This window comes from Microbacterium sp. (genome assembly GCF_047602155.1).
In the GTDB taxonomy this organism is placed as follows: domain Bacteria; phylum Actinomycetota; class Actinomycetes; order Actinomycetales; family Microbacteriaceae; genus Microbacterium.
This window is the reverse complement of sequence record NZ_JASGHZ010000001.1, coordinates 2,918,073-2,943,401: the sequence shown is the minus strand read 5'-3', so window position 1 is coordinate 2,943,401 and position 25,329 is coordinate 2,918,073. Positions and strand designations below refer to the sequence as shown.

At 70.5% G+C, this 25,329-nt stretch carries 25 protein-coding genes and 1 pseudogene; 21 read left to right on the top strand and 5 right to left on the bottom strand.

What is annotated here, in order from left to right:
- The first annotated feature begins 121 nt into the window (after positions 1–121).
- The 4 genes from QM720_RS13490 to QM720_RS13475 all read left to right on the top strand — a co-directional run bounded on the left by QM720_RS13490 (position 122) and on the right by QM720_RS13475 (position 5,358).
- The gene (locus tag QM720_RS13490; protein ID WP_415127346.1) at positions 122–787 is read left to right on the top strand and encodes a response regulator transcription factor; all 666 of its coding nucleotides are present in this window, start codon (positions 122–124) and stop codon (positions 785–787) included.
- The gene (locus QM720_RS13485) at positions 784–1,983 is read left to right on the top strand and encodes a sensor histidine kinase (RefSeq protein WP_415127344.1); all 1,200 of its coding nucleotides are present in this window, start codon (positions 784–786) and stop codon (positions 1,981–1,983) included. The genes QM720_RS13490 and QM720_RS13485 overlap by 4 nt, the downstream gene beginning before the upstream one ends.
- 280 nt (positions 1,984–2,263) lie before the next feature.
- Entirely contained in the window at positions 2,264–3,688 is a 1,425-nt protein-coding gene (locus QM720_RS13480) for an APC family permease (protein ID WP_415127342.1), read from the top strand.
- A gap of 11 nt (positions 3,689–3,699) precedes the next feature.
- On the top strand, positions 3,700–5,358 hold the full coding sequence (locus QM720_RS13475) for an amidohydrolase (protein WP_415127340.1): 1,659 nt from the start codon (positions 3,700–3,702) through the stop codon (positions 5,356–5,358).
- 46 nt (positions 5,359–5,404) lie between these two features.
- Here the strand turns inward: QM720_RS13475 and QM720_RS13470 are convergent, their stop codons facing one another.
- From QM720_RS13470 to QM720_RS13460, 3 genes are read right to left on the bottom strand one after another with little or no spacing between them, the layout of a single operon-like run.
- Positions 5,405–6,229, bottom strand: coding sequence for a DUF4349 domain-containing protein (locus tag QM720_RS13470; protein ID WP_415127338.1), 825 nt, complete (start codon positions 6,227–6,229; stop codon positions 5,405–5,407).
- The gene (locus tag QM720_RS13465) at positions 6,213–6,548 is read right to left on the bottom strand and encodes a hypothetical protein (RefSeq protein ID WP_415127336.1); all 336 of its coding nucleotides are present in this window, start codon (positions 6,546–6,548) and stop codon (positions 6,213–6,215) included. Before QM720_RS13465 ends, QM720_RS13470 begins: the two co-directional genes overlap by 17 nt.
- Positions 6,545–7,105 carry an RNA polymerase sigma factor gene (locus tag QM720_RS13460; protein WP_415127334.1) on the bottom strand — a complete coding sequence of 187 codons (561 nt, stop codon included), beginning with the start codon at positions 7,103–7,105 and terminating at the stop codon, positions 6,545–6,547. Before QM720_RS13460 ends, QM720_RS13465 begins: the two co-directional genes overlap by 4 nt.
- A 245-nt stretch (positions 7,106–7,350) precedes the next feature.
- On the opposite strand from QM720_RS13460, the gene QM720_RS13455 reads away from it, so the two are divergent.
- The 9 genes from QM720_RS13455 to QM720_RS13415 all read left to right on the top strand — a co-directional run bounded on the left by QM720_RS13455 (position 7,351) and on the right by QM720_RS13415 (position 17,580).
- A complete protein-coding gene (locus tag QM720_RS13455) occupies positions 7,351–8,493 on the top strand; it encodes a DUF3500 domain-containing protein (protein ID WP_415127332.1) in 1,143 nt (380 codons plus the stop codon).
- Positions 8,494–8,509: 16 nt separating this feature from the next.
- Positions 8,510–9,886, top strand: a complete 1,377-nt coding sequence (locus QM720_RS13450) for a HupE/UreJ family protein (RefSeq protein ID WP_415127330.1) — start codon at positions 8,510–8,512, stop codon at positions 9,884–9,886.
- Between the two features lie 234 nt (positions 9,887–10,120).
- Positions 10,121–11,104: a TerC family protein gene (locus QM720_RS13445; protein WP_415127328.1), complete on the top strand. Its 984-nt coding sequence runs from the start codon at positions 10,121–10,123 to the stop codon at positions 11,102–11,104.
- A gap of 141 nt (positions 11,105–11,245) precedes the next feature.
- The gene (gene leuC, locus QM720_RS13440; protein ID WP_415127326.1) at positions 11,246–12,694 is read left to right on the top strand and encodes a 3-isopropylmalate dehydratase large subunit; all 1,449 of its coding nucleotides are present in this window, start codon (positions 11,246–11,248) and stop codon (positions 12,692–12,694) included.
- A 1-nt stretch (position 12,695) separates the two neighbouring features.
- Positions 12,696–13,292, top strand: coding sequence for a 3-isopropylmalate dehydratase small subunit (gene leuD, locus QM720_RS13435; RefSeq protein WP_415127324.1), 597 nt, complete (start codon positions 12,696–12,698; stop codon positions 13,290–13,292).
- Between the two features lie 55 nt (positions 13,293–13,347).
- A complete protein-coding gene (gene murA, locus QM720_RS13430; RefSeq protein WP_415127322.1) occupies positions 13,348–14,706 on the top strand; it encodes a UDP-N-acetylglucosamine 1-carboxyvinyltransferase in 1,359 nt (452 codons plus the stop codon).
- A gap of 10 nt (positions 14,707–14,716) precedes the next feature.
- A complete protein-coding gene (locus QM720_RS13425) occupies positions 14,717–15,472 on the top strand; it encodes a lysophospholipid acyltransferase family protein (RefSeq protein WP_415127320.1) in 756 nt (251 codons plus the stop codon).
- Positions 15,462–16,592: an NAD(P)H-dependent glycerol-3-phosphate dehydrogenase gene (locus QM720_RS13420; protein WP_415127318.1), complete on the top strand. Its 1,131-nt coding sequence runs from the start codon at positions 15,462–15,464 to the stop codon at positions 16,590–16,592. The genes QM720_RS13425 and QM720_RS13420 overlap by 11 nt, the downstream gene beginning before the upstream one ends.
- Positions 16,498–17,580, top strand: coding sequence for a D-alanine--D-alanine ligase family protein (locus QM720_RS13415; RefSeq protein WP_415127316.1), 1,083 nt, complete (start codon positions 16,498–16,500; stop codon positions 17,578–17,580). The genes QM720_RS13420 and QM720_RS13415 overlap by 95 nt, the downstream gene beginning before the upstream one ends.
- Positions 17,581–17,583: 3 nt before the next feature.
- Here the strand turns inward: QM720_RS13415 and QM720_RS13410 are convergent, their stop codons facing one another.
- Positions 17,584–18,060 carry a DUF3515 family protein gene (locus tag QM720_RS13410; protein ID WP_415127314.1) on the bottom strand — a complete coding sequence of 159 codons (477 nt, stop codon included), beginning with the start codon at positions 18,058–18,060 and terminating at the stop codon, positions 17,584–17,586.
- A 22-nt stretch (positions 18,061–18,082) separates the two neighbouring features.
- Between QM720_RS13410 and thiL the strand changes: the two genes are divergently transcribed.
- Complete coding sequence (gene thiL / locus QM720_RS13405) at positions 18,083–19,093, top strand: thiamine-phosphate kinase (RefSeq protein ID WP_415127312.1); 1,011 nt, start codon at positions 18,083–18,085, stop codon at positions 19,091–19,093.
- A 1-nt stretch (position 19,094) separates the two neighbouring features.
- Here thiL and rsmD read toward each other — a convergent pair whose 3' ends face one another.
- Positions 19,095–19,652: a 16S rRNA (guanine(966)-N(2))-methyltransferase RsmD gene (rsmD, locus tag QM720_RS13400; protein ID WP_415127310.1), complete on the bottom strand. Its 558-nt coding sequence runs from the start codon at positions 19,650–19,652 to the stop codon at positions 19,095–19,097.
- 51 nt (positions 19,653–19,703) lie between these two features.
- Between rsmD and QM720_RS13395 the strand changes: the two genes are divergently transcribed.
- The 7 genes and pseudogenes from QM720_RS13395 to QM720_RS13365 form a co-directional block, all read left to right on the top strand.
- Entirely contained in the window at positions 19,704–21,869 is a 2,166-nt protein-coding gene (locus QM720_RS13395) for an ATP-dependent DNA helicase RecG (RefSeq protein ID WP_415127308.1), read from the top strand.
- Positions 21,870–21,907: 38 nt separating this feature from the next.
- Positions 21,908–22,405 carry a pantetheine-phosphate adenylyltransferase gene (gene coaD / locus QM720_RS13390; RefSeq protein WP_415127306.1) on the top strand — a complete coding sequence of 166 codons (498 nt, stop codon included), beginning with the start codon at positions 21,908–21,910 and terminating at the stop codon, positions 22,403–22,405.
- A 49-nt stretch (positions 22,406–22,454) separates the two neighbouring features.
- On the top strand, positions 22,455–23,012 hold the full coding sequence (locus tag QM720_RS13385; protein WP_415127946.1) for a YceD family protein: 558 nt from the start codon (positions 22,455–22,457) through the stop codon (positions 23,010–23,012).
- A 2-nt stretch (positions 23,013–23,014) separates the two neighbouring features.
- The gene (gene rpmF / locus QM720_RS13380) at positions 23,015–23,224 is read left to right on the top strand and encodes a 50S ribosomal protein L32 (RefSeq protein WP_050721097.1); all 210 of its coding nucleotides are present in this window, start codon (positions 23,015–23,017) and stop codon (positions 23,222–23,224) included.
- 16 nt (positions 23,225–23,240) lie between these two features.
- Positions 23,241–23,933: a ribonuclease III gene (gene rnc / locus QM720_RS13375; RefSeq protein WP_415127304.1), complete on the top strand. Its 693-nt coding sequence runs from the start codon at positions 23,241–23,243 to the stop codon at positions 23,931–23,933.
- A 4-nt stretch (positions 23,934–23,937) separates the two neighbouring features.
- Positions 23,938–24,846, top strand: a complete 909-nt coding sequence (gene mutM, locus QM720_RS13370; RefSeq protein WP_415127302.1) for a bifunctional DNA-formamidopyrimidine glycosylase/DNA-(apurinic or apyrimidinic site) lyase — start codon at positions 23,938–23,940, stop codon at positions 24,844–24,846.
- Positions 24,847–25,181: 335 nt separating this feature from the next.
- Positions 25,182–25,259 (top strand): annotated as a pseudogene (locus QM720_RS13365) (NUDIX domain-containing protein); the annotation flags it as partial.
- Positions 25,260–25,329: the final 70 nt, after the last annotated feature.

Sequence of the window (25,329 nt, the reverse complement as noted above, 5' to 3'; positions counted from 1 at the left end):
CGATGTCTGCTCGGCATGGGGACACTGTGCCGCTCGGCCGGTTCAGTCGAGGTCATGGTCGACTTGACCTGGATTTGACCTGAGACGGTCATGCTGGAATCAGGGAAGGAGGCGATTCGGGATGCGGATACTGCTGGTCGAAGACGAACGGGCCCTTGCCGACGGGCTCGCGGACGGGCTCCGGCGCGAGGGCTACACGGTCGATGTCGCCTACGACGGCGCCGCTGCCCTGACCAGGCTTGCGACCATCGACGCGGAGCTGATGATCCTGGACCGTGACCTGCCCCAACTGTCCGGGGACGCGGTGTGCCGGATGCTGCGTGAGCAGAGGCATCCGGTGCGCATCCTGATGCTCACCGCCGCCGGCACGCTGGACGACCGTGTGGCCGGGCTCGACCTCGGCGCCGACGACTACCTGCCCAAGCCCTTCGCCTATGTCGAACTGCTCGCACGGCTGCGCGCCCTCGGACGGCGGGCCGGTGGCGCTGCGGGGACGGTCCTCGAAGCCGCGAACGTGCGCATCGACACGGTGCGCCGCACGGCAGAGCGCGACGGACGCCCGCTCCGGCTGACCCCGAAGGAGTACGGCGTGCTCGAATCGTTGCTGGCCGCCCGGGGCGGCTGGGTCAGTACGGACGAACTGCTCGACGAGGTCTGGGCACACGCTGACGAGCGCGCGCGGGCCGTCGTCAAAGCCGCCGTCCACACGCTGCGGCGCAAGCTCGGCCACCCCGACCCGATCGAGACCGCACCCGGTCACGGCTATCGCATCGGAGCCGCATCATGACCGGGCGCAGGCGGTGGGGGTTCCGGGCGAGGCTCGCCGCGCTCATCGCCGGGGTGTTCATCTTCGGCGGCGTCGTTCTGCTCGGGGTGCAGTACCTCCTCGTGCAGCAGCTCTTCGCCCAGGGCATCAGCACCATCACCGCCGGCTGCCTGACGAACGACACCACAGCGGCCGAATGCTCGATCGAGACGGGAGACGGCGGGGAGATCGTCATCGGCGGCGGCGAGATCGGCTCGGTCGCCATCGCACAGACCACCCAGCTCTCCGAGGAAGTGCTCTCCGGCCTGCTCACCTGGTCGATCGTCATCCTCGTCGCCTTCGCCGGCGTCGCCGTGCTCGCGGCCTGGTGGCTGTCTCGGCGATCGCTTGAGCGCATTGCCCGGATCACCGCGACCGCGCGGGAGATCACCCGCGAGGGCCTGCATCGCCGCCTCGACCTGCCCGGCCCGCGTGATGAGCTCACAGAGCTCGGCGACACCATCGACGGCATGCTCGACCGGCTGGACGACGCGTTCGAGCGGCAGGACCGCTTCATCGCCGGTGCGTCCCATGAACTGCGCACGCCGCTGACGACCACCCGAACCCTGCTGGAGATCCCGCTGGCCCAGGGTCGGGTGCCCGCCGAACTGACACCCGCGGTGCGAGGGGCGCTGGAGGCGAACGAGCGCAGTGAACGGATCATCGCAGCGCTGCTCACGCTCGCTCGCAGCACCCAGGCATCCGCAGAGGTAGCGGCTCTGCCGGTCGATCTCTCGGAGCTCGTGCGGGCGTCGCTGGACGAGCGCGCGAGCGAGACGGCATCCCGCGGGGTGACCGTGGATGCGCCGGACGCATCCGTCCTGGTCGTGACCGATGCCGAGCTGGTGAGGATCGCCGTCGGCAACCTCGTCGAGAACGCGATCCGCCACAACCTCGACCACGGGCGCATCCGCATCACGACGGCGAGCGACGACGCCGTGCGGCTGCGCATCGAGAACGACGGCCGTGAGCTGACCGGGGACGAGGTCGCCCGGCTGACCGAACCGTTCCACCGCGGCGAGCGGACCCGCCTTGCCGGTTCGGGCACCGGGCTCGGCCTGACCCTCGCCGACACGATCGCCCGCGCCCTCGGCGGCAGCCTCGAGCTCGCGCCGCGAGCCCTGGGCGGCCTCGTCGCCACGCTCACGCTCCCGCATCCGCGCGCGGCCGAATCCTGACGCACTGCTGAAGTTTCGACGGCGTGAGCGGATGTCGAGGCCCGCTCGCCGCGCAAGGATGCAGGACCGACTGTGACAGAAGTGGCCTGGACCCGGCCCAGACGCCGGAACTTTCACGCCCGATCCTGCATCCTTGCGGGGAACCGCGCCGCGGTTCCGGCGTCGACGCGGAGGTCGGGTCGAACCCGTCACCGGACACCGAGGCCGGTCGTTCACACGCGCGAAATCGGCCGGGCGTAGTCTGTGACGCATCCGGGCAACAGATGACAAAGGAGTTCTCATGACCGAGACAAGGCCAGCTCACCTCCGCCGGTCGTTGGGACTTGTCCCCCTGATCGTGTTCGGCCTGTCGTACATGGCCGTGGCGACGGTGTTCACCACCTACGGCATCGTCAATCAGCTCACCGACGGCCACCTCGTGCTCTCGTACGTCGTGGCACTGATCGTCATGCTGTTCACGGCGAGCAGCTATGGCGCGATGGTGCGGAAGTTTCCGGTCGCAGGCTCCGCCTACACCTACACGCAGCAGTCCTTCGGGGGCGCCGCCGGGTTCCTGACCGGCTGGATCCTGATGCTCGACTACCTGTTCATCCCGATGATCAACTTCATGATCCTGGGACTGTACATGGGCACGCAGTTCCCGTCGGTGCCCACCTGGATCTTCATGCTCGCCTGCCTGCTGGCGGTGCTGCTGTTCAACGTGCTCGGCATCACGCTCGTCAACCGAGTCAACATCACGATCATCGCCGTGACCGTGGGGGTGATCGTGGTGTTCGCGTTCCTCGCGATCAAGACCGCGATCGCCGACCCGAACGCGCCGGGACTCCTCGAGCCCTTCATCCCCGGGGCGGGCGGCTTCAGCCCGGTGCTCACCGGCGCCGCGGTGCTCGCCCTGTCGTTCCTCGGCTTCGACGCCGTGTCGACCCTCTCCGAAGAAGCCAAGGATCCGCGAAAGAACATTCCGCGCGCCATCACGCTGACGACCCTCATCGGCGGCGGGGTCTTCATCGTGATCTCGTGGCTCGGCGCCCGCGCCTTCTCCCTCGAAGACTGGAGCACGGCCTCGGACGACCTGCTCAACGCGCCCGGTGTGGTGCTCGCCGAGCACGTCGGCGGTCAGGCTCTGGTCACCGCGTTCCTCGTGATGGTCGTGATCGGATGCTTCGGCTCGGGCCTGGCCGGCCAAGTCGCGGTCTCGCGCATCATCTACGCGATGGGGCGCGACGGCATCCTGCCGAAACCGTTCGCCTTCATCTGGGCACGGTACGGGACCCCGGTCGTCGCAGCGGTGACCGTGTCGATCTTCGCGTTGTCGAGCATGTTCCTCTCGCTCGACCAGGCGGCCTTCATGATCAGCTTCGGCGCGCTGGGCGCGTTCTCGATGGTCAACCTGTCGGTCATCAAGGTGTACCTGTTCCCGAAGGACGGGCAGCGTCCGAGCGGCGTGTGGCCGATCGTGCGCTACGGGCTCGTTCCGCTGATCGGGCTGGCGCTCACGATCTGGCTGTGGACGTCGCTCCAGCCCCTGACCTGGCTGGTCGGGGGCGTGTGGCTGCTGATCGGGCTGGCGATCCTGCTCGCCAAGACGCGCTTCTTCCAGCGCCCCGTGCCGACCCTCGACTTCAGTGAGGGCCCGGCCACCGAGGCGATCGATGCGATCGCCGACGCGACCCCCTTCGACAAGCCCGCCGCGAGGGCGGAGTGAGAAGTGCCGAGATGACCGCGCAGCTGTACACCGACGCCGCCGTGTTCACGGCGGACCGCGACCGTCTCGCCGCGGAGGCCTTCGCGGTGGCTGACGGAGTGTTCGTCGCGGTGGGAACGGATGCCGAGGTCCGCGCCGAGCTGGATCGCCGCGGCATCCGGGACATCGACGAGACGCGTCTGGACGGGGCGTTCGTGCTCCCGGGCATCGTCGACTCCCATGCGCACCTGGCCATGTTCGGAGAAGCGCTCGGCAAGGTGGCGCTGCGCGATTGCCGTTCACTCGCGCAGATCCAGGAGCGGCTGCGCGACGCGCGCGCGGCTGCGCCGGCGGCGAAGCGCATTCTGGGCGTCGGCTGGCTCTTCGACGCCGTCGGCGAGGCCCGCCCCACCGCGGAGATGATCGACGCGGTCGTCTCGGACCTCCCGGTGTACCTGGATGCCAACGACCTGCACTCGTGCTGGGTGAACCAGGCCGCGCTCGCGGAGATGGGGATCTGCGCCGACACGCCCGATCCGATCGGCGGCGAGATCGCGCGGGATGCCGAGGGCCGGGCGACCGGCATGCTCTACGAGACGGCGTGCACGCAGTACGTCTGGGGGTTCCTGGCCGCTCAGACGACCCCCGACGAGCTCGTCGTCCGGCTGGAGCGGGCCTTCGCCGGCTACCTGGCCGACGGCGTCACCACCGTGACCGACATGGCACTCACCGCGGCCGAGGTCGCCGCCATGCGAGGCATGATCGCCCGCGACGGACGCCTGCCCTTCCCCGTGACGGGGCACATGCTGATCGAGCCCAGCGGCGACACCGACACCGACCTCGCCCTCGTGGCCGCGACGGTGCGGCTGCGCGACGAGCTCGCCGCCAGCGGCGACGACGAGTGGCTGCGCGTGGTGGGCATGAAGTTCATCATGGACGGAGTCATCGACGCGTGCACCGCGGCGATGCGCGCCCCCTACGCCGACGGCAGCAATTGCGACCCCATCTGGAGTTATGAGGCCGCGTGCCCGGTCGCGGCGGCCGCCGACGCGGCCGGTCTGCAGATCGCGATGCACGCGATCGGCGACCGCACCAGCGAGATCGCGCTCGACGTGCTCGAATACTGCATCCGTCGCAACGGCGAGCGCGCTCGCAGACACCGTGTGGAACACCTCGAGTCGGTCACCGAGGACACCATCGCTCGCATGGCACGAGGAGGGGTCGTCGCATCGATGCAGCCGGTGCACTGCGATCCGGCGGTGCTGTCGAACTGGAAGGCGGTGCTGGCCGACGAGCGCCAGGAGCGCGGCTTCCCCTGGCAGTGGCTGCGCGCGCACGGTGTAGCGTATGCGCTGAGCACCGACGCGCCCACGGCACCGCATCAGCCGTTGCCGAACCTGTACATCGCCCTCACCGGAAAGTCCGTGCTCGATCCCGCCCTGGATGCGTATCACCCCGAGCGGGCCTTCACCCCCGAGGACGCGCTCATCGCCGTCACCCAGGGCGGTGCGTACGCCGGCGGCTTCGAGGCGCTGCGGGGGCGGATCGCCTCCGGGTTGGAGGCCAATTTCGTCGTGCTCGACACCGATCCGCTCACGGCCGATCCGGAAGCGCTGCTGGCGGCATCCGTTCGTGCGGTGTACGTGCGCGGTCAGCTGCCGCGGCGGAGCGGTCCGGGGCGGTCATCGTGAACGTCACCGACGGGAAGACCCCGACGCCGCGCGGCGCGGGTGCGACCTACTCCGACGGAGGCTCGACAGGCGTGCGCCGGCTGCGGCGCGCCCTGACCGCCCGCACGACGCCCCCCACGACGAGCCCCGCGATCGCGAGCATGACCAGCCAGGGGAGCAGGAAGCCGAGGCCGATCACGATGCCGTTGAGCGTCGCGACCAGGCCGTTCCAGCCGGCGGCCAGGCCGTCGCCGAAGCCGGCGGGGTCGGCCTTCACGGCGGGCGTCGGCTCGGTGAGCGACACCGACAGGCTCGACATCGCGACCTGGCCCTCCAGCGAGGTGAGCTGCTGCTGCAGTGAGTCGAGCTCGGCCTGACGCTCCGACAGCGCGGACTCGGCGGCGATGAGGTCGGCCGTCGAAGCGCTCTGGGACAGCAGCTCGGTCAGTCGGGTCACCGAGGTCTGCAGCGCGGCGACGCGGGCGCGGAGGTCGACGGTCTGCGTCGTGACGTCGTACTGGCTGAGGTCGGACGAGGTCACGACGCCGAGGTCGCGGAGCCCGTCGACGGTGTCGGTGAGCCGGTCGGCCGGAATGCGGACGGTGATCCACGCGGTCGTGGGGGAGGGGACCGAACGGCCGACGTCGGACGACACCCCCGCGGTGTCGCCGGGGACGTCGATCGGCGTGTAGCCGCCGGTGTTCATCGACTCGACGTAACCGCCCGCGGCGGTCGCCGCCTGGGTGAGCTCGTCGATCGCGGCCTCCACGTCGTGCACCTCGACACTCGCCGAGGCGCTCGCGACGATGTCGCGGCCCGTGGTGCCCTCGGAGGCAGTGCTCTCGGAGACGCTGCCGAGACCTTCGCGGCCCGCGCTACCGGATGCCGCCACCCCGGCGATGCCGTCGAGGACCAGGCCCGCCGCCCATCAGCTCGGCGGTGCCGGACTGCAGCACCGCCGAATCCGCGGTGGACGATGCGCCGGTGCCGGTCAGCACCTGCGGCCCGATCACCGCCGCGACGGCGACGACGGCGGCTGCGGCCGCACCGCCCATCCAGATCCGTCCGCGCCGGACGGCACGCACGCGGGTGCGCTCGGCGTGGCGTCGTTCGTCGGCGCGCTCGCGCGCGATCTCGGCGAACAGCGCGGTCTCGATCTCGTCGACGCGGTCATCGCCGAGTTCGGGAAGCGTGAGGTCGTCGGTGTTCATGTCCCCTCCGGTTCGATCGTGCCCCGCAGCTGGGTGCGGATGCGGGAGAGACGGTTGCGAACGACGCCGTGCGACACGCCGAGCTCGTCGGCGGCCGCCTGGTAGGCGTATCCCTCGGCGGCGCACAGCCGGAAGATCTGCTGATCCAGCTCCCCGAGTCTGCCCACCTCCCGCAGGATGCGTTCCACGAGCTTCGCCTCGATGACCTGGCGCTCCACGTCGACCGTGTCCGGCAGCAGGTCGTCGGCCGCGGCCGTCAGGTGCGCACGATCGCGCTGCTGACGGCGGATGCGGTTGGCGCACTGGAACCGGCAGATCGTCGCGAGCCACGGCAGCAGTGACTCGCCGGCGAGCTCTAGGCCCGGCAGCTTCCGCCACGCGGCCAGGAACGTCTCCTGCAGGACATCCTCGGCATCCGCGCGGGTTCCGACGAGGCCGTGCGCGAGCCAGAACACCGGCCGCGCGTAGGCACGGTACAACTCTCGGAACGCGAACTCGCTGCCGCCCGCGGCGGCGGCGACGAGTTCGGCATCCGTGCGTGTGCCCGATTCGCTCATGGTCGTCCCATCGTCTCTCACTCATACAGTGTCGGCCACCGTCCAGGCGTCTCAGCTGGAGCGGGAGAACCTGACCCGGTCTGTGCCGGGTCTCGACGCCCAGAGCGGGTCTCACCGGCCTCTGCCCGGCAGCGGCCACAGCAGTCGCAGTGCGGCTTCATAGCGGTGTCATTGCGTTTGATGAAGCTCCGATGGGATGCGAAGCTGGATGCCGATTCTGAAACTGATGAGAAGAAGGTGACATCGTGAAGACGAGTGCATTCTCCCGCTCCCGCGCGGCCACGATTGCTGTCGGTGCGGCGCTGCTGCTGGCGCTGGCGGGGTGCGCCTCCTCGGCCCCCGACGCCTCGGCGACGTCGCAGAGCGCCACGGTGACGCCGACCGAGACCGCCGCTGCGGACTCCACCGCGGTCGCGGACGTGGTGGCGGCCGCAGACGCCTTCCTCGCAACCCTGGATTCCAGCCAGGTCTCGGAGGTCGTGCTCGACTTGACGGCCGACAACGCGGCGGCGTGGTCGAATCTGCCCTGCGGATCGGACTGCCGCAACGGCATCGAGTTCAGCACCCTCAGCGATGCGCAGCTGACCGCGGCGAAGGCCGTGCTGCAGGCCGCGCTGAACACGTCGACCGGGGTCGGTTACGACCAGGCGATGCAGATCCTCCTCGCCGACGACGTGCTCGGAAGCGCCAGCAGCGGCGGCGGCGGCGGTGGCGGTGGCGGCGGTGGCGGCGGCAACTACTCCAGCGGCACGTACTTCCTCGCCTTCCTCGGGCAGCCGAGCACCGATGGAACGTGGATGCTGCAGTTCGGCGGGCATCACCTCGCGGTGAACGTGACCTACTCGGAGGGTGCCGTGGCGGGCGGTTCGCCGTTCTTCATCGGGGTGGAGCCGACGTCGTGGACCGCCGACGACGGGACGGCGTATGCGCCCCTGGACATCATGAGAGACGGCATGCAGGCCATGATCACGAGCCTGTCGGCCGACGAGCTGGCACAGGCGAAGCTGTCTGAGTCGTTCACCGACGTGCTGATGGGCCCCGATCAGGACGGCGCATTCCCCGAGACGAAGTCCGGCATCGCGGTCTCCTCGCTGTCGGATGCCCAGCAGCAGCTCGTGCTCGCCGCCATGACCCCGTGGGTGTCGATCGTCGACGACCAGAGCGCCGAAGACCTGCTGGCCGTGTACGCGTCGGAGCTGGACCAGACCTACATCTCCTACTCCGGGTCCACCGACCTGACCGCGCAGGGCGACTACATCCGCATCGACGGGCCGAGCGTGTGGATCGAGTTCGTCTGCCAGAACGGCGTGGTCTATGCCAACCAGATCCACTACCACACCGTCTACCGTGACCACACTCGCGACTACGGCGGTGAGTTGTCGTTCTGAGCGGAGGAGCCCGGCTGTGAGAACCTGGGCGAAGGTGGCGGCCGCCGGCCTGCTCGCTGCGGCGGGCGTGCTCGCGGTCGCCGCCCCGGCATCGGCGCACCCGATGCCGCATTCGGTGGTCGCCCTGACTGTCGCCGACACGCAGGTCACGGCGAGCATCGAACTGCCGCTCGATGACCTGACCCTGGCGATGGGCTCCGATCCGCTCGGCGGCGACAGCGTGCTCACCGCGACCGAGGCGGATGCGGTGGCCGCCTACCTCGCCGGACATCTCGGAGTCACCTCCCCGGATGGTGCCGCGTGGGTGACCGAGATCACCGGCGTCGCGGCATCCGAGGCGGAGCAGACCGACACCGGCGTCTATCGGGAGCTCGTCGCACGGGCCGTGTTCACCCCACCGGATGGCGAATCGACGCGGACCTTCACCCTCGACGACGACGCGATCATCCACCAGGTCATCACCCACCGCATTCTCGTCGTCGTCGACAGCGACTGGGCCGGCGGGAACCTCGGTGTCGACAGTGCGCAGACCACCGAGGTGGGTGTCATTCGCGTCGATTCGGCCACCGACACGATCGCCCCGCTGGAGGTGGACCTCGGCGCCGGCAGTGCCTGGGCCGGGTTCACCGCGATGTTCGGTCTGGGCGCCTCCCACATCCTCGAGGGCACCGACCACCTGCTGTTCCTGCTCGTGCTGTTGCTGCCGGCCCCGCTTCTGGTGAACCGGCGACGCTGGGCCGGCCCGGCGCCGGCCCGGCAGGCTCTCAGGCGCATCCTCGGCATCACGATCGCCTTCACCATCGGCCACTCCGCGACCCTCGCGATTGCGTCGCTGGCGCGGTTGGACATTCCCGCCGCACCCGTCGAGGCGTTGATCGCGGTCAGCATCCTCGTCGGCGCCGTGCACGCCCTGAAGCCGATCTTCCCCGGCCGCGAGGCTCTCGTCGCCGGGGTGTTCGGGCTCGTCCACGGCACCGCGTTCTCCTTCACCCTCGCCGAGCTGCACCTGGACACCGGGCAGCTGATCCTCAGCCTGCTCGGCTTCAACCTCGGCATCGAGGCCATGCAGCTCGCCGTCGTCGCCGTCGTGCTCCCCGCCCTCGTGCTCGCCTCCCGCAGTCGTCGTTACGCGATCCTGCGCGTCGCCGGCGCGAGTGCGACCGCGATCGCGGCGATCGGCTGGATGCTCGACCGGCTCGGCCGGGCCAACCCGATCGCTCAACTCGCCGACGGCATCGTCGGCTACCAGGGGCTCGTGCTGGTCGCGATCTGGATCTGCAGCGTGATCCTGTGGGCGGGCTCTCGACGCGAGGGGGCGGTCGAACCGCTCGCCGCGCCGGCACCCGACCAGCCCGTGGACGAGTTGACCGCCGCCCACATCTCCGGCCCCTGATCGGACCTCTCACGGTCGCCGCGCTATCGGCGACAGGTGGTCGCCGGGGGCGCGACCTCCTCCGGCCGGGGCGCCTCGCCCCGGCGTCTCCGATGTATCCTGGTGCGAGCGAGAGGGAGTATCCCGGCCTCGTGCGTCCGTCATCACGTGCCCCGTCGTCGGGGCACCGGGCGCACGCCGCGTCAGCGGGGGAGAGACTTTCGACGATTCCGTCACCCCTCTGAAAGGCCCGCTATGGACCTCCCCGTCGCGTTCGAGATCGGTTCGCTGGTCGTACTGGTGCTGATCCTGGTCGCCGATCTGCTGTTGATTCTGAAGCGTCCGCATATCCCGTCGGCGCGGGAGTCGACGCTGTGGGTCGTGTTCTACGTCACGCTCGCACTGATCTTCGCCGGGTTGCTGTGGTGGCTCGCGGGCGGCGAGTACGCGGGGCAGTTCGTGGCGGGGTGGCTCACCGAGTACAGCCTGTCGATCGACAACCTGTTCGTGTTCGTCCTGATCATGGGGCAGTTCGCGGTGCCGCGCCGGTATCAGCAGGAAGTGCTGATGGTCGGGATCATCATCGCCCTGGTGCTGCGGGGGGTGTTCATCCTGGCCGGGGCCGCGATCATCGAGCAGTTCTCCTGGGTGTTCTACCTGTTCGGCGCGTTCCTCATCTACACCGCCTGGAAGCAGGCGTTCCCCGGCGGCGGGCACGACGACGACGTGAAGCAGGAGGCGTTCATCGTGCGGCTCCTGCGCCGCACGATCGACATCAGCGACCACTACGACGAGGCGAAGATCCGCACCGTCGTGGACGGCAAGCGCATGTTCACCCCGATGATCATCGTGTTCGCCGCGATCGGTGTGACCGACCTGTTGTTCGCGCTCGACTCGATCCCCGCGATCTTCGGGATCACCCAGTCGCCGTTCATCGTGTTCACCGCGAACCTGTTCGCCCTGATGGGCCTGCGGCAGCTGTACTTCCTCCTCGGCGGCCTCCTGGACCGGTTGAAGTACCTGCACTACGGGATCGCGTTCATCCTCGCGTTCATCGGCATCAAGCTCATCGCCCACGCCATGCACGAGAACGAACTCCCCTTCATCAACGGCGGTCGGCACATCGAATGGGCGCCCGACATCTCCACCTGGACCTCCCTCGCCGTCATCATCCTGTCGATGATCGTGGCCACCACCGCCAGTCTCGTCGCATCCGCCCGCGACCGGCAGCGCGGCTGACCCGCACCGCGCGGTGATAGTCTGGGTCGGTGCGGATCGCTCGACTTCTCCTTAGCGGCCGCGGCGAGACCTCGTTCTGAGCCCCCTCTCGTCGCGGAGTCCGTCGCGGGCTTGATCCCTACTTCTGGAGAACGAGACAGCATGAGCAGCACCACGATTCCCGACCGCCCGCGCACCCTGGCCGAGAAGGTCTGGGACGACCACCTCGTCGTCAAGGGCGAAGACGGCCAGCCCGACCTGATCTACATCGACCTGCACCTCGTGCACGAGGTCACGAGCCCGCAGGCGTTCGACGGACTGCGCGCCGAGGGTCGCCCGGTGCGGCGCCTCGATCTGACGATCGCGACGGAAGACCACAACACGCCGACGCTCGACATCGACAAGCCGATCGCCGACCTGACCAGCCGCACGCAGATCGAGACGCTGCGCCGCAACGCCGCCGAGTTCGGCGTGCGCCTGCACTCGCTCGGCGACAAGGAGCAGGGGATCGTCCACGTCGTGGGTCCGCAGCTGGGCCTGACGATGCCGGGCGTGACCGTCGTCTGCGGCGACTCGCACACCTCCACGCACGGCGCCTTCGGCGCGATGGCCCTCGGCATCGGCACGAGCGAGGTGGAGCATGTCCTGGCGACCCAGACGCTGCCGCTGAAGCCCTTCAAGACGATGGGCATCACGGTCGAGGGCGAGCTGAAGCCCGGTGTCACGGCGAAGGACATCATCCTCGCGATCATCGCGAAGATCGGCGCCAACGGCGGCCAGGGCTACGTCCTGGAGTACCGCGGCAGCGCCATCCGGTCGCTGTCGATGGAGGGCCGGATGACGATGTGCAACATGTCGATCGAGGCCGGCGCCCGCGCGGGCATGGTCGCGCCCGACGAGACCACCTTCGCCTACGTCAAGGACAAGCCGCACGCCCCGCAGGGCGCCGACTGGGACGACGCCGTCGCCTACTGGCGCACGCTGCCCTCCGACGAGGGCGCCGTGTACGACGCCGAGGTCTTCCTCGACGCGAACGAGCTGGAGCCGTTCGTCACGTGGGGCACCAACCCCGGTCAGGGCGTGTCGCTGAACGACGTCGTGCCCGACCCGGCGTCCTTCGCCGACCCGACCGAGCGTGCCGCCGCCGAGCGGGCGCTGCAGTACATGGACCTGCAGGCGGGCACGCCGCTGAAGGACGTGACGGTGGATGCCGTCTTCATGGGCTCGTGCACCAACAGCCGCATCGAGGATCTGCGCGCCTTCGCGTCGGTGATCGAGGGGCGCAAGAAGGCCGACCACGTCCGCGTGATGGTCGTTCCGGGTTCCGCCCGCGTGCGGCTGGAGGCCGAGGCCGAGGGGCTCGACAAGGTGTTCACCGACTTCGGCGCCGAGTGGCGCTTCGCCGGATGCTCGATGTGCCTGGGGATGAACCCCGACCAGTTGGCGCCGGGGGAGCGCTGCGCCTCGACGAGCAACCGCAACTTCGAGGGCCGGCAGGGCAAGGGCGGGCGCACGCACCTCGTGTCGCCGCTGGTGGCCGCCGCCACCGCGGTGCTGGGGCGCCTCGCGAGCCCGAGCGATCTGGATGCGTTGGTCGGAGCGGAGGCCTGACATGGAGAAGTTCACGACCCACACCGGCATCGTCGCGGCGCTGAAGCGCTCGGCCGTCGACACCGACCAGATCATCCCCGCCGTCTACCTCAAGCGCGTCACCAAGACCGGCTTCGACGACGCCCTGTTCGCCAGTTGGCGTCAAGACCCCGAGTTCGTGCTGAACCAGCCCGCGTTCAGCGCGGCATCCATCCTCGTCACCGGTCCCGACTTCGGCACCGGATCGAGCCGTGAGCACGCCGTCTGGGCGCTGCGCGACTACGGCTTCAAGGTGGTGCTGAGCCCGCGGTTCGGCGACATCTTCCGCGGGAACTCGGGGAAGCAGGGCCTCGTCACCGGCGTCGTGTCCGAAGACGACATCGAGGCGATCTGGGCCGTGATCGACGCGAACCCCGGCATCGCCATGACGGTCGACCTCGCCGCGCGCACGGCCGCGATCGGGGAGCTGACCGTCGCATTCGACATCGATGATTACACTAGGTGGCGGCTCCTCGAAGGGCTCGACGACATCGGGCTGACGCTGCGGAACGAAGACGCGATCGCAGAGTTCGAGGCGCGCCGAGAGGCGTGGCGGCCACGGACGATCCCCGTCCGATAGCAGCGCCCCACCAGGGCCACGCCAGCCGTCCTCGACACGAAGTGAGGTTCGATCGATGAACACCCTCCTCAGCGCCGCGACAGCGGTTCCCGCCGGCGATGCCGGCGACGTCCTCCGCATCCGCGGGGGCCGGCCGCTCGCCGGACGGGTGGAGGTGAAGGGGGCGAAGAACCTCGCGACCAAGGCGATGGTGGCGGCGCTGCTCGGCGAGACCGAGAGCGTCCTGCGCGATGTGCCCGACATCAGCGACGCGCAGGTCGTGCGCTCGCTCCTGGAGGTGCACGGGGTCACCGTGACCGACGACGGCGAGGGGACGCTACGGCTCGACCCGCGCGATGCCGTGTCGGCCCACATCGAGGAGATCGACGCGCACGCGGGCGCATCCCGCATCCCGATCCTCTTCTGCGGCCCGCTGCTGCACCTGCTCGGTCAGGCGTTCATCCCCGACCTCGGCGGATGCCGCATCGGCGACCGGCCGATCGACTTCCACCTCGACGCGTTGCGCGCGTTCGGCGCGATCGTGGAGAAGCTGCCCAGCGGCATCCGCCTGTCGGCCCCCGACGGTCTGCGCGGCGCCGACATCGCCCTGCCGTATCCGAGCGTCGGCGCGACCGAGCAGGTGCTGCTGACCGCCGTGCGCGCGAAAGGCACGACCGAGCTGCGCAACGCCGCGATCGAGCCGGAGATCATGGATCTCATCGCCGTCCTGCAGAAGATGGGCGCGATCATCTCGTACGAGCCGAACCGCGTCATCTTCATCGAGGGCGTCGACCGACTGCGCGGCTACGACCACCGCTGCATCTTCGATCGCAACGAGGCCGCCTCGTGGGCGTGCGCGGCGCTCGCGACCGACGGCGACATCTTCGTCGCCGGCGCGAAGCAGCCGGAGATGCTGACGTTCCTCAACGTCTTCCGCAAGGCGGGCGGCGACTTCGACATCGCCGAGGACGGCATCCGGTTCCGTCGCGGCGGCGCGCTCAAGCCGGTCGTCGTGGAGACCGACGTGCACCCCGGGTTCATGACCGACTGGCAGCAGCCGCTCATCGTGGCGCTGACCCAGGCCGAGGGCACCTCGACGGTCCACGAGACGGTGTACGAGAACCGGCTCGGCTTCACCGGGGCGCTGAACAAGATGGGGGCCGACATCGTCGTGCACCCGGAGGGCTTCGCGAGCCCCGACCGTCGGGTGCCGCGGCGCGCGCTGGAGCAGGCCGCCGTGATCACGGGGCCGACGCCCCTGCACGGCGCCGACGTGGTCGTGCCCGACCTGCGCGGGGGATACAGCTACGTCATCGCGGCGCTCGCCGCCGACGGCGTCTCGACGGTGCGCAACATCGGGATCATCCGCCGCGGCTACGAGAAGTTCCTCGACAAGCTCACCGCGCTGGGCGCCGACTTCGACGTGGTCGGCTGAGGCGGCGCCTGTGACCGTCCTCTCGCGCCGACGCGCGTCGGCCGAAAAGCGCACGCCGAGCGTCTTCTGGCCGCTGGCCGGCATTGTCGTGCCGCTCGTGGGCTGGTTCGCGAAGATCGAGATCGAAGGCGCCGAGCACCTGCCCGAAGAGGGCGCGTACGTGCTCGCTCCCAACCACTACAGCGAGTTCGATCCGCTGATCTTCGCGGTCGCGACCTGGCGGCTGGGTCGTGCGCCGCGCTTCATGGCCAAGGAGAGCCTGTTCCGGGTGCCGGTGCTCGGTGCGGCGCTGCGCGCGACGGGGATGGTGCCGGTGGCCCGGGCCAGCACGGCCGCCGCCGCACGCGAGACGATCGCCCAGGCCAAGCAGCTCGTCGAGCACGGGCGCGGGGTCATCGTCTACCCCGAGGGATCGCTCACGCGCGAACCCGACCTGTGGCCGATGCGTGGAAAGACCGGCGCCGTGCGGCTCGCGCTGATCGGCCGCCTGCCCGTCATCCCGGCCGCCTCCTGGGGCGTGCAGGAGATCATGCCGCGGTACGGCAAGCTGCGCATCTGGCCGCCGCGGCGGCACGTGCGCGTTCTGCTGGGTCCCGCGATCGACCTGTCCGACTACAAGGGCAGCGCACAGCACGCGGCCGCGACGGATCTCGTCATGGCCGAGATCGCGGGCCTGCTCGGGCGGCTGCGCGGCGAGGCGCCGCCGGCACAGCGCTGGAACCCCGCGGAGCACGACCAGAAGGAGACGGGTCGCCTTGAGTCGTAGATCCGAGTCCGCCAGGCCGCGGGTCGCCGTCATCGGGGCCGGCAGTTGGGGCACGACCTTCGGCAAGGTCCTCGCCGACGGTGGCGCCCACGTCGTCATGTGGGCGCGGCGGGCCGAGCTGGCGCAGGAGATCCACGGCGGGCACCGCAACAGCGAGTACCTGCCGGGCATCAACCTGCCGCGCAACATGTCGGCGACGGCGCACCTCTCGGAAGCGCTGGAGGGGGCATCCCAGGTCTACCTCGCGATCTCCAGCCAGGCGCTGCGGCAGAACCTCAAGGCGGTGCGGCCGCTCATCGCGCACAGCGACGCCCCCGTCGTCTCGCTCATGAAGGGCGTCGAACGGCGCACCGGACTGCGGATGAGCCAGGTCATCGAGCAGGAGCTACACTGCGACCCCGCCCGCATCGCGGTGGCCTCCGGCCCCAACCTGGCGCTGGAGATCGCGCGCGAGCAGCCCACCGCCGCCGTCATCTCCTCGACGAGCCGCGAGACCGCCGAGGCCGTGGCTCTGCGCGCGCGCAACGCCTACTTCCGCACGTTCGTCAACACCGACGTCATCGGCACCGAGTTCGGCGGGGTGCTGAAGAACCTCATCGCGGTCGCGATCGGCATCGTCGACGGTGTCGGCTACGGCGAGAACACGAAGGCATCCATCATCACGCGCGGGCTCGTCGAGATGACCGACTTCGCCGTCGCCCAGGGCGCGCACCCCGAGACGCTGCAGGGGCTCGCCGGCCTCGGCGACCTGATCGCGACTTGTCAGTCGCCGCTCAGCCGCAACAACACCGCGGGGCGCCTGCTCGGGCAGGGTTACAGCTTCCAGGACGTCGTCAAGCAGATGAACCAGACGGCGGAGGGTCTCGCCTCGGTCGCCCCCGTGCTGCAGCTCGCGCGCGAGTCGGCGGTGCAGATGCCCATCGTCGAGCAGGTCAAGATGGTTCTCGACGGCACGATGAATCCGCGCGACATCGCTCCACACCTCACCACCGATGACGACAAGCCCACGGGCGAAAGGACCCAGAATGGACAAGGCGGCAGTGGCGGTGCTCTTCGGCGGTCGCTCCAGCGAACATTCGATCAGTTCCGCAACGGCCGGGGGCGTGCTGGCGGCGATTGACCGCGAGCGGTTCGACGTCATCCCCATCGGGATCACGCGCGACGGCGCGTTCGTGCTCGAAGACGACGATCCCGGAAAGTTCGCGCTGAACCCCGAGCACCTGCCGGAGGTGGTCGACAACGGCACGCGCATCGTCTGGCCCGACTCGGTGCGCTCGCGCGAGCTGTTCGTCCGGGATGCCGAGGGCGTACGCTCGCTCGGCGAGGTCGACGTCGTCTTCCCGATCCTGCACGGCCGGTTCGGCGAAGACGGCACGATCCAGGGCTTCCTGGAGCTGTTCGACCTGCCGTACGTCGGCGCCGGCCTGCTGATGTCGGCGATCGGCATGGACAAACACACGACCAAGAGCATCCTGCGGTCGGCGGGCGTGCCGGTGGTGCCGTGGGTCGCCGTCACCTCCGCGGCTCTCCAGCGCGACCGGGAGCTGTGGCAGCGCCGCATCCGGGCGCTCGGACTGCCCGTGTTCGTCAAGCCCGCGCGGGCGGGCTCGAGCGTCGGCGTGTCGAAGGTGTCGGAGTGGGACGAGCTCGACGACGCGCTGGCGGCGGCATTCGCCGAGGATGCCACGGTGCTCGTCGAACAGGCGGTCACCGGCCGCGAGGTCGAGTGCGGCGTGCTGGCCGCCCGGGGCGGCGGCGCGCCGCGCGTGAGCGTCGCCGGCGAGATCGTCATCACCGGCCGCGACTTCTACGACTTCGACGCGAAGTACCTCGACGCCCCGGGGGTCGAGCTCGTCTGCCCGGCCGAGCTCGCGCCGGGAGAACTGGCCGAGCTGCAGCGCATCGCCGCCCGGGCGTTCGAGGCGGTCGGCGGTGAGGGGCTGGCCCGCGTGGACTTCTTCTACACCGGCACGGAGTTCTTCGTGAACGAGGTCAACACCATGCCCGGCTTCACCCCGGTCTCGATGTTCCCGAAGTGCTGGATCGCGTCGGGCATGAGCTATCGCGAGCTCATCACCGAGCTGATCGACCTGGCCGCGGTCCGGTAGGGCTCACGACGTCGGCCGTTCGCTGCAGGAGTGCCCATCCTCGGGCAGCTGCTGCACCGCGACGCCGAGCGCGTCGAGCACCGTACGGCTGCTGACCTCGTCGGCATTCAGGTACACCTGCACGGCGGGGGTGCGCCCGAACGTCGTCACGCGGTAGTTCGGCGCATCGGTGTCGTCGATCAGCCAGTCCACGCCGCCCGCCGTGTCGCAGGGCAGGTCGGACGGCCCGGGCGCATCCAGGCCGCACGTCATCAGGACCGTCGCGGGCGCACCCCAGGCGGCGGTGGCCTGTGCGTCGGTCCAGCGGCGGTCCTGCCCGTCGAGCGTGGCGGGCAGTCGCACCATCACCTCGGCGCAGGCCGGGTCGTTGGAGCCGGATGCCGGGGTCATCGCCACCGCCTGACTGCAGCCCGCGATCCCCAGCAGCCCGACCGGGAGCAGCGCCACCGCCGCAAGGCGAGGCGAGCGCGGGCGAGACACCCGTCCAGGCTACCGTGGAGGGATGGACATGCCGGACGGGACGACGGTGGGCGAGGCCGGTGAGCGCGCGGTGCTCGCCCGCGTCTTCGCGGCGCTGGGCGGATCGTCGCGGGCCGAGGTCGGCCCCGGCGACGACGCCGCGGTGCTCGCCGCGCCTGGTGGCCGCGTGGTCGTCTCCACCGACACGCTCGTGCACGGCCCCGACTTCCGGCTGGCCTGGTCGAGCGGATTCGACCTCGGCTTCAAGGCCGCCGCGGTGAACCTCGCCGACATCGCGGCGATGGGCGCGCGCCCGACGGCGCTGTTCGTCGCGCTGGCGCTGCCCGACGACACCGCGATCGCGTTCGTCGAAGACCTCGCCGCGGGGCTGCGCGCCGCGTGCGAAGACCTCGCGCCGGGGTGCGCGGTGGAGGGCGGCGACCTCACGGCATCCGACACCCTCACCCTCGCGGTGACCGCCGTGGGGGTGCTCGACGGCGCTGCGGTGCTGCGCTCCGGGGCGCGTGCGGGCGACATCGTCGCGGTGGCGGGACAGCTCGGCGCCGCCGCGCGAGGGCTGGCGGTGCTGTTCGACCGGTTCCGCGATGCGCAGGGCCACCCCGTCGCGGTGGATGCCGGCATCCTCAGCGACACCGAGCGCGCCGATCTGGCGGCGCAGCTGCGTCCGCGGCCCCCGATCGCGCTCGGCCCGGTCGCCGCGGTCTCCGGCGCCACCGCGCTCATGGACGTCTCGGACGGTCTGCTGCTGGACGCCACCCGCATGGCCGACGCGTCCGGCGTCACGATCGACCTGCGGCCGGGGCTCGACGATGACGCGCTGCGCGGTGGTGACTGCGCGCTGCGCGGGGGCGAGGATCACGCGCTGCTGGCGTGCTTCCCTCCGGCGGCGGCGCTGCCGGAGGGGTTCCGGGAGATCGGGCGGGTGGTGCCGCGCGGGCTCCACGGCGGCGCATCCGTGACCATCGCCGGCGCGCCGGCGACCGGTCAGCTGGGCTGGGATCCGCACCGCGACTGGGACGCCGGCCGCGGCTGAGTCAAGGGGCGACCGCCCACCACAGGGTCGTGTCGCCGTACTTCTTGCTGCGGCCCAGCGCGAGCCCCGCGGGCAGCGTCGGCGCGCCGGAGCGCGTGGCGCGTTCGATCACGACGGTCGCCGTGTCGCCCAGCCGCGCAACCAGCAGGCCGAGCGTCGTGGTGAGCGTGCCCTCGTCGAGGTCGTACGGCGGGTCGACGAAGACGAGGTCGAAGGTCGACGTCGCGGCACGCAGGAACGCATCGGCGGCGGTGCGGTGCACGCGCACGGCCGCGCCCGGCGCCGCCTTCGCGATCGCGCGCGCGTTGCGCTCCGCGACCGCGGCCGCGCGGGGCGCCTTCTCGATGAGGTCGGCCGAGGCGGCACCCCGGCTGACGGCCTCGAGCCCGAGCGCGCCGGACCCGGCGAACAGGTCGAGGACGGCGGCATCCTGCACGAGACCCTGCGACTCCAGCGCGCCGAACAGCGACTCGCGCACGCGGTCGCTCGTCGGCCGGGTACCGGCGTCGGGCACGGCCAGGGCGAGCGAGCCGGCGCGCCCCGCGATGATCCTCGTCACGGCTACACCCTAACGGGGCGGCGTGTCGGCGCCTCTGCATAGACTCGTGCCATGCCGCCGTTCACCCTCGACACGCGTCTGACCGACGCGCTCGGGGCGAAGACCGCGGCGACGTTCGAGCGTGCGTTCGGCATCCGCACCGTCGCCGAGCTGCTCACGCACTACCCGCGCCGCTACGCACGACGCGGCGAGCTGACGCCCATCGCCTCGCTGCCGCTGGGCGAGCAGGTCACGATCGTCGCGGAAGTGCGCTCGGTCACGTCGCGGCCGATGAAGAACCGCAAGGGCACGATCGTCGAAGCGGTCATCAGCGACGGCGCGGGCGCCCTGACCCTCACCTTCTTCGGGCAGCCCTGGCGCGCGAATCAGCTGCAGGTGGGGGCGCAGGGCATCTTCTCGGGCAAGGTCGGCCAGTTCAAGGGCGTTCAGCAGCTCGCGCACCCCGAATACGTGCTCTTCGACGATCCGGACGCGGCGCTCCTGCGGGCCGAGGCGCATCAGAACGAGCCCATTCCGATCTACCCCGCCACGAGCACCGTGGCGACGTGGCAGGTGCAGCGGGCAGTCCGAGAGGTGCTCGACGAACTCGGCGACGTGCCCGATCCGCTGCCGGAGGAGTTCCGCCGCGCGCAGGATCTGCTCGACGCGCGCACCGCGCTGCAGAAGATCCACGCGCCCGACTTCATCGACGACGTCGCCCCCGCGCGCCGCACGCTGCGCATGCACGAGGCGTTCGTGCTGCAGACCGCCCTGCTGCAGCAGCGCCAGTTCGTGCGGATGATGTCGGCCACCTCCCGGCAGCCCGGCGCGCTCCTGGAGCGGTTCGACGCGCAGCTGCCGTTCGCGCGCACGCCCGATCAGGTCGCCGTCGGCGACCGCATCGCCGCCGACCTGCAGGGCGGCTGGCCGATGAACCGTCTCGTGCAGGGAGAGGTCGGCTCGGGCAAGACCCTGGTCGCCCTGCGCGCCATGCTGCAGGTGGGCGAGTCGGGCGGGCAGTCGGCGCTCATCGCTCCGACCGAGGTGCTCGCCGCGCAGCACGTGCGCTCCATCGCGCGCATGCTCGGCCCCGAACTGGCTCCCGAGCTGATGCCGACGCTCCTCACCGGCCAGCTGCCCGCCGCCGAGCGTCGGAAGGCGGCGCTGCGGGCGGCATCCGGTCAGGCGCGCATCGTCGTCGGCACGCACGCGCTGCTGAGCGCCTCCACCACCTTCGCCGACCTGGGGCTCGTCGTCGTCGACGAGCAGCACCGGTTCGGCGTCGAGCAGCGCGAGACCCTGCGCGCGAAGGGTACGTCGCCGCACGTGCTGGTGCTGACGGCGACCCCGATCCCGCGGACCGTCGCGATGACGGTGTTCGGTGACCTCGACGTCTCCACGATCCGGACGCTCCCCGCCGGGCGCGCCGGCATCACGACGCACGTCGCCCCCCTCGCCGAGCATCCCGGGTGGTTCGGGCGGGTGTGGCAGCGCGCGGCCGAAGAGGTCGCGGCGGGCCACCAGGTGTTCGTCGTCTGTCCCGCGATCGACGCAGAGGCCAGCGGCAAGGACGCGAAGGATGCCGCCGACGAGGCGCCCCTCGTCGCGGGCGAGCAGGCGCGCACCCGTTGGGGTGTCGTGCAGGTGCGGGAGCTGCTGGCCGGCATCCCCGCGTACGACGGCCTGCGCGTCGAGACCCTCCACGGACGCATGCCGGGGGAGCAGAAGGACGCGATCATGCAGGCGTTCGCCCGCGGCGACATCGACGTCCTCGTCGCGACGACGGTGGTCGAGGTCGGCGTCGACGTCGCGAACGCGTCGACGATGGTGATCCTCGAAGCCGACCGCTTCGGCGTGTCGCAGTTGCATCAGCTGCGCGGGCGCGTCGGGCGCGGCGCGGTGCCGGGTCTGTGCCTGCTCGTGACCGAGGCACCGGAGGGCACGCCGGCGCGCTCGCGCGTGGATGCCGTCGCCTCATCGACCGACGGGTTCCACCTCGCCGACATCGACCTCGAGCTGCGCGGCGAGGGCGATGTGCTCGGTGACGCGCAGTCGGGCGCGCGCAGTTCGCTGCGGCTGCTGCGCGTCGTCGCCGACGCCGACCTCATCGCCCTCGCGCGGGCCGCCGCCGAGCGGGTGCTCGACGACGATCCGGCGCTGCTGCGGCATCCCGGGCTCGCCGCGGCGATCGAGCGCCGGCTCGACCAGCAGGAGAGGGCGGCGCTCGGCAAGTCCTGACGCGCCCTGCGGAGCCGGCGGCCGGTAGGCTCGAACCCATGAACAACCGCATCGCGGTGGTCCCGGGGTCGTTCGATCCGCCGACGCTCGGGCACCTCGACGTCATCCGCCGGGCCGCCTCGCTCTACGACGAGTTGCACGTCCTCGTCGTGCACAATCCCGACAAAGAGGCGATGCTGCCGATCGCGCAGCGGCTCAGCCTGCTCGAGCAGTCGATCGCCGAGCAGGGCATCGGCGGCAACGTCGTCGTCGCGTCGTGGAGCATGGGCCTGCTCGTCGACTACGCCGAGGATGTGGATGCCGGCATCCTCGTCAAGGGCATCCGGTCGCAGGTCGACGTCGCCTACGAGACGCCGATGGCGATCGTCAACCGGCACCTCGCGGAGATCGAGACGGTGTTCCTCCTGCCCGACCCGGCGCACGCGCTCGTGTCGAGCTCGCTCGTGCGGCAGGTCGCGGCGCTCGGCGGCGACGTATCGCCGTTCGTGCCCGCACCGGTGGCCCGCTTCCTCGACACCGGCGCACGCGGTCGCTGAACCGGCCGGCGCCCCGGCGGCTACGATGAAGCGCGTGGTGAACAAGCATGTGAACGGCCCCTTCGTCTTCCCGGTGCGCGACATCTCGCATCGCGCGGGGGAGATGCGCGAGTTCGACATCGAGGTGCCCGCCCCGGCGAAATGGGGCGAGGGACTGGTGGCGGTCCCCTCGGGCGAGCCCATCGAACTGCAGGTCCGGCTGGAGTCGGTGCACGAGGGAATCCTCGCGACGGTCGAGGCCGAGACGCGGTACGTGGGCGTGTGCGGCCGGTGCCTCACCGACATCGCCCGGCCCGTCGAAGTCGAGTTTGTCGAGCTCTTCGGGTATTCTGAGACGGAAGCGATTGACTTCGAGGTTCAAGACGACCACGTGGATCTTGAAACTCCGGTCAGGGATTCGATCGTCCTGTCGCTTCCATTCCAGCCGGTCTGTCAGCCCGACTGCCTCGGTCTTGATCCGACCACGGGCGAGAAGCTGACCGAAGAGAGCGCGCAGGAATCCCCGATCGACCCGCGCTGGACTGCGCTGGCCGCGATGGCGGCCTCCACCACAGACCAAGACGACGAGGCCGCGCGCCCCGACGCCGACAACACAGAGAAGAGCTAGCCATGGCAGGTAACCCCCCGAAGCGGAAGGTCTCCCGCTCCAACACGCGTTCGCGTCGCGCGCAGTGGAAGGCCGAGGCGCCCGCGCTCGTCAAGACCGTCGAGAACGGCAAGGTCGTCTACAGCCGCCCGCACCAGGCCAAGGTCGTCACCGACTCGCAGGGTACCGAGCTGTTCCTCGAGTACAAGGGCCGCAAGGTCGCCGACGTCTGATCGCACCGGCCTCCTCGTGGCGGATGCTGTGACCGGGCACGGAGTGCTCATCGACAGGCTCGGGGTCGAGATCGACCCCGAGCTTCTGTCGCTTGCCCTGACCCACCGTTCGTTCGCGTACGAGAACGGCGGCATCGCGCACAACGAACGCCTGGAGTTCCTCGGCGACTCGATTCTCGGGCAGGCCGTGACGGTGCACCTGTTCACGCGCAACCCCGACCTGGACGAGGGATCGCTCGCCAAGCGGCGCGCGAGCGTCGTCTCCACGGTCGCGCTGGCCGAGGTCGCCCGCGGCATCGGCCTGGGCGCGCATCTGCGTCTGGGGCGCGGTGAGGACCAGACCGGCGGCCGCGACAAGGACTCGATCCTCGCCGACACGATGGAGGCGGTGATCGGGGCGACGTTCCTGTCGGCGGGGGCCGATGCGGCGACGGGTCTCGTCCTGCGGCTCGTCGAACCGCTCATGGCGGACCCGGAGCGTTACGGCGCTGCGATGGACCCCAAGACCAGCCTGCAGGAGCTCGCCGCCCGGCGCGAGCTCGCACCGCCGGTGTATGCGGTCACCGCCGAGGGACCCGACCATCACCGCGTGTTCACCGCGATGGTCACGGTCGGCGATGTCACCCTCAGCGGGGTGGGATCGAGCAAGAAGCAGGCCGAGATGGCTGCGGCTCTCGCCGTCTGGCGCGCCCTCAACGACCGGACCTGAATCGGTGCCCGAGCTTCCCGAGGTCGAGGTCGTCCGTGCCGGCCTCGCGCCCGCGGTCGTGGGCGCGCGCATCGCCGCCGTCACGGTGCACGACCCGCGGGCGCTCACCCGGCACGTCGGTGACGTGGCCTCGTTCGAACGCGCGCTGACCGGTCGGACCGTCGTCGCGGCCGCGCGCCGTGGCAAGTTCCTCTGGCTGCCACTGGATGCGTCCACCGGCACCGCAGAGGCGATCGTCGGGCACCTCGGGATGAGCGGGCAGTTGCTGCTGCGCGCCCCGGGCGCGCCGACCGAGCGCCATGAGCGCATCCGGCTGGAGATCGAGCACCCCGCGCACGGCGAACTCGCTGTCGTGTTCGCCGATCAGCGCACCTTCGGCTCCCTCGCCGTCGACCGGCTCGTGCCGACGCCGGACGGCGCGCCCGGTGGCTGGGGGACGGATGCCGCCGCCACTCCGTCGCAGGTCGTCCACATCGCTCGCGACCCGCTGGATCCGGCCTTATCGGAGTCGTTGGTCGTCGCTGCCATCCGTGCGAAGCGGTCGGCGATCAAGCGGGTGCTGCTGGACCAGACGACGCTGAGCGGTGTCGGCAACATCTATGCCGACGAGGCGCTGTGGGCGGCCCGCATCCACCCGGAGACCCCGGCATCCGTCCTGTCGGCGCGCGCCGTCCGCCGGCTGCTCGACGAGGTTCGGGCCGTGCTGCACAAGGCCCTCGCCGAGGGCGGCACCAGCTTCGACGCCCAGTACGTCAACGTCAACGGACAGGCCGGCTACTTCTCACGTTTTCTGCATTGCTATTCCAGGGCCGGAGAACCCTGCGAGCGATGCGGCACCCTGATCGTGCGAGAGCCGTTCATGAATCGGTCGAGCTACTTCTGCCCGCGCTGTCAGCGCCGGCCGCGGCGATAATGTTGCCCGCCCTGCTTCTCACGCTCGATACATAGCCCCTGCGGGGTGAGAGAACTCGTAGCTGTCATCGGCGTGCGGTGGAGACCCGCCGACAGCGGCGCTGGATCTGCGAGGCCGCCATATCTTCGACGACCTGACCGCGGCCTGGCTCTCCGCCCCTCGCGTCGCCGACCGCGGCCGCCGTGTCGCTCGGTGCTCGACTCCGGGAGAATGGAGATATGACGGTCTCGTCCGAGTATCCGGTAGACCGCCCGAAGAAGGTCGTTGTCTACATCGTGCGAGACGAGAGGATCGTCGTCCTGCGCCATGCCGACCAGCCCTGGGACTAGGCCGGGCTGCAGGTCCCGGCGGGGACGGTCCGGCCCGGCGAGACGCCGGAGGACGCGGTGCTGCGCGAAGCTTCGGAGGAGACCGGCCTCGTGGGCCCGCGAGAGCCGCGCGAGTTCGCGGCTTCGATATGCACTTCTTTGATTGTGACGACTA

Coding starts and splice junctions, on each gene's coding strand:
- QM720_RS13490 (WP_415127346.1), top strand. CDS start 122: ATGCGGATACTGCTGGTCGAAGACGAACGGGCCCTTGCCGACGGGCTC.
- QM720_RS13485 (WP_415127344.1), top strand. CDS start 784: ATGACCGGGCGCAGGCGGTGGGGGTTCCGGGCGAGGCTCGCCGCGCTC.
- QM720_RS13480 (WP_415127342.1), top strand. CDS start 2,264: ATGACCGAGACAAGGCCAGCTCACCTCCGCCGGTCGTTGGGACTTGTC.
- QM720_RS13475 (WP_415127340.1), top strand. CDS start 3,700: ATGACCGCGCAGCTGTACACCGACGCCGCCGTGTTCACGGCGGACCGC.
- QM720_RS13465 (WP_415127336.1), bottom strand. CDS start 6,548: ATGAACACCGACGACCTCACGCTTCCCGAACTCGGCGATGACCGCGTC.
- QM720_RS13460 (WP_415127334.1), bottom strand. CDS start 7,105: ATGAGCGAATCGGGCACACGCACGGATGCCGAACTCGTCGCCGCCGCC.
- QM720_RS13445 (WP_415127328.1), top strand. CDS start 10,121: ATGGACCTCCCCGTCGCGTTCGAGATCGGTTCGCTGGTCGTACTGGTG.
- leuC (WP_415127326.1), top strand. CDS start 11,246: ATGAGCAGCACCACGATTCCCGACCGCCCGCGCACCCTGGCCGAGAAG.
- leuD (WP_415127324.1), top strand. CDS start 12,696: ATGGAGAAGTTCACGACCCACACCGGCATCGTCGCGGCGCTGAAGCGC.
- murA (WP_415127322.1), top strand. CDS start 13,348: ATGAACACCCTCCTCAGCGCCGCGACAGCGGTTCCCGCCGGCGATGCC.
- QM720_RS13415 (WP_415127316.1), top strand. CDS start 16,498: ATGGACAAGGCGGCAGTGGCGGTGCTCTTCGGCGGTCGCTCCAGCGAA.
- thiL (WP_415127312.1), top strand. CDS start 18,083: ATGGACATGCCGGACGGGACGACGGTGGGCGAGGCCGGTGAGCGCGCG.
- QM720_RS13395 (WP_415127308.1), top strand. CDS start 19,704: ATGCCGCCGTTCACCCTCGACACGCGTCTGACCGACGCGCTCGGGGCG.
- coaD (WP_415127306.1), top strand. CDS start 21,908: ATGAACAACCGCATCGCGGTGGTCCCGGGGTCGTTCGATCCGCCGACG.
- rpmF (WP_050721097.1), top strand. CDS start 23,015: ATGGCAGGTAACCCCCCGAAGCGGAAGGTCTCCCGCTCCAACACGCGT.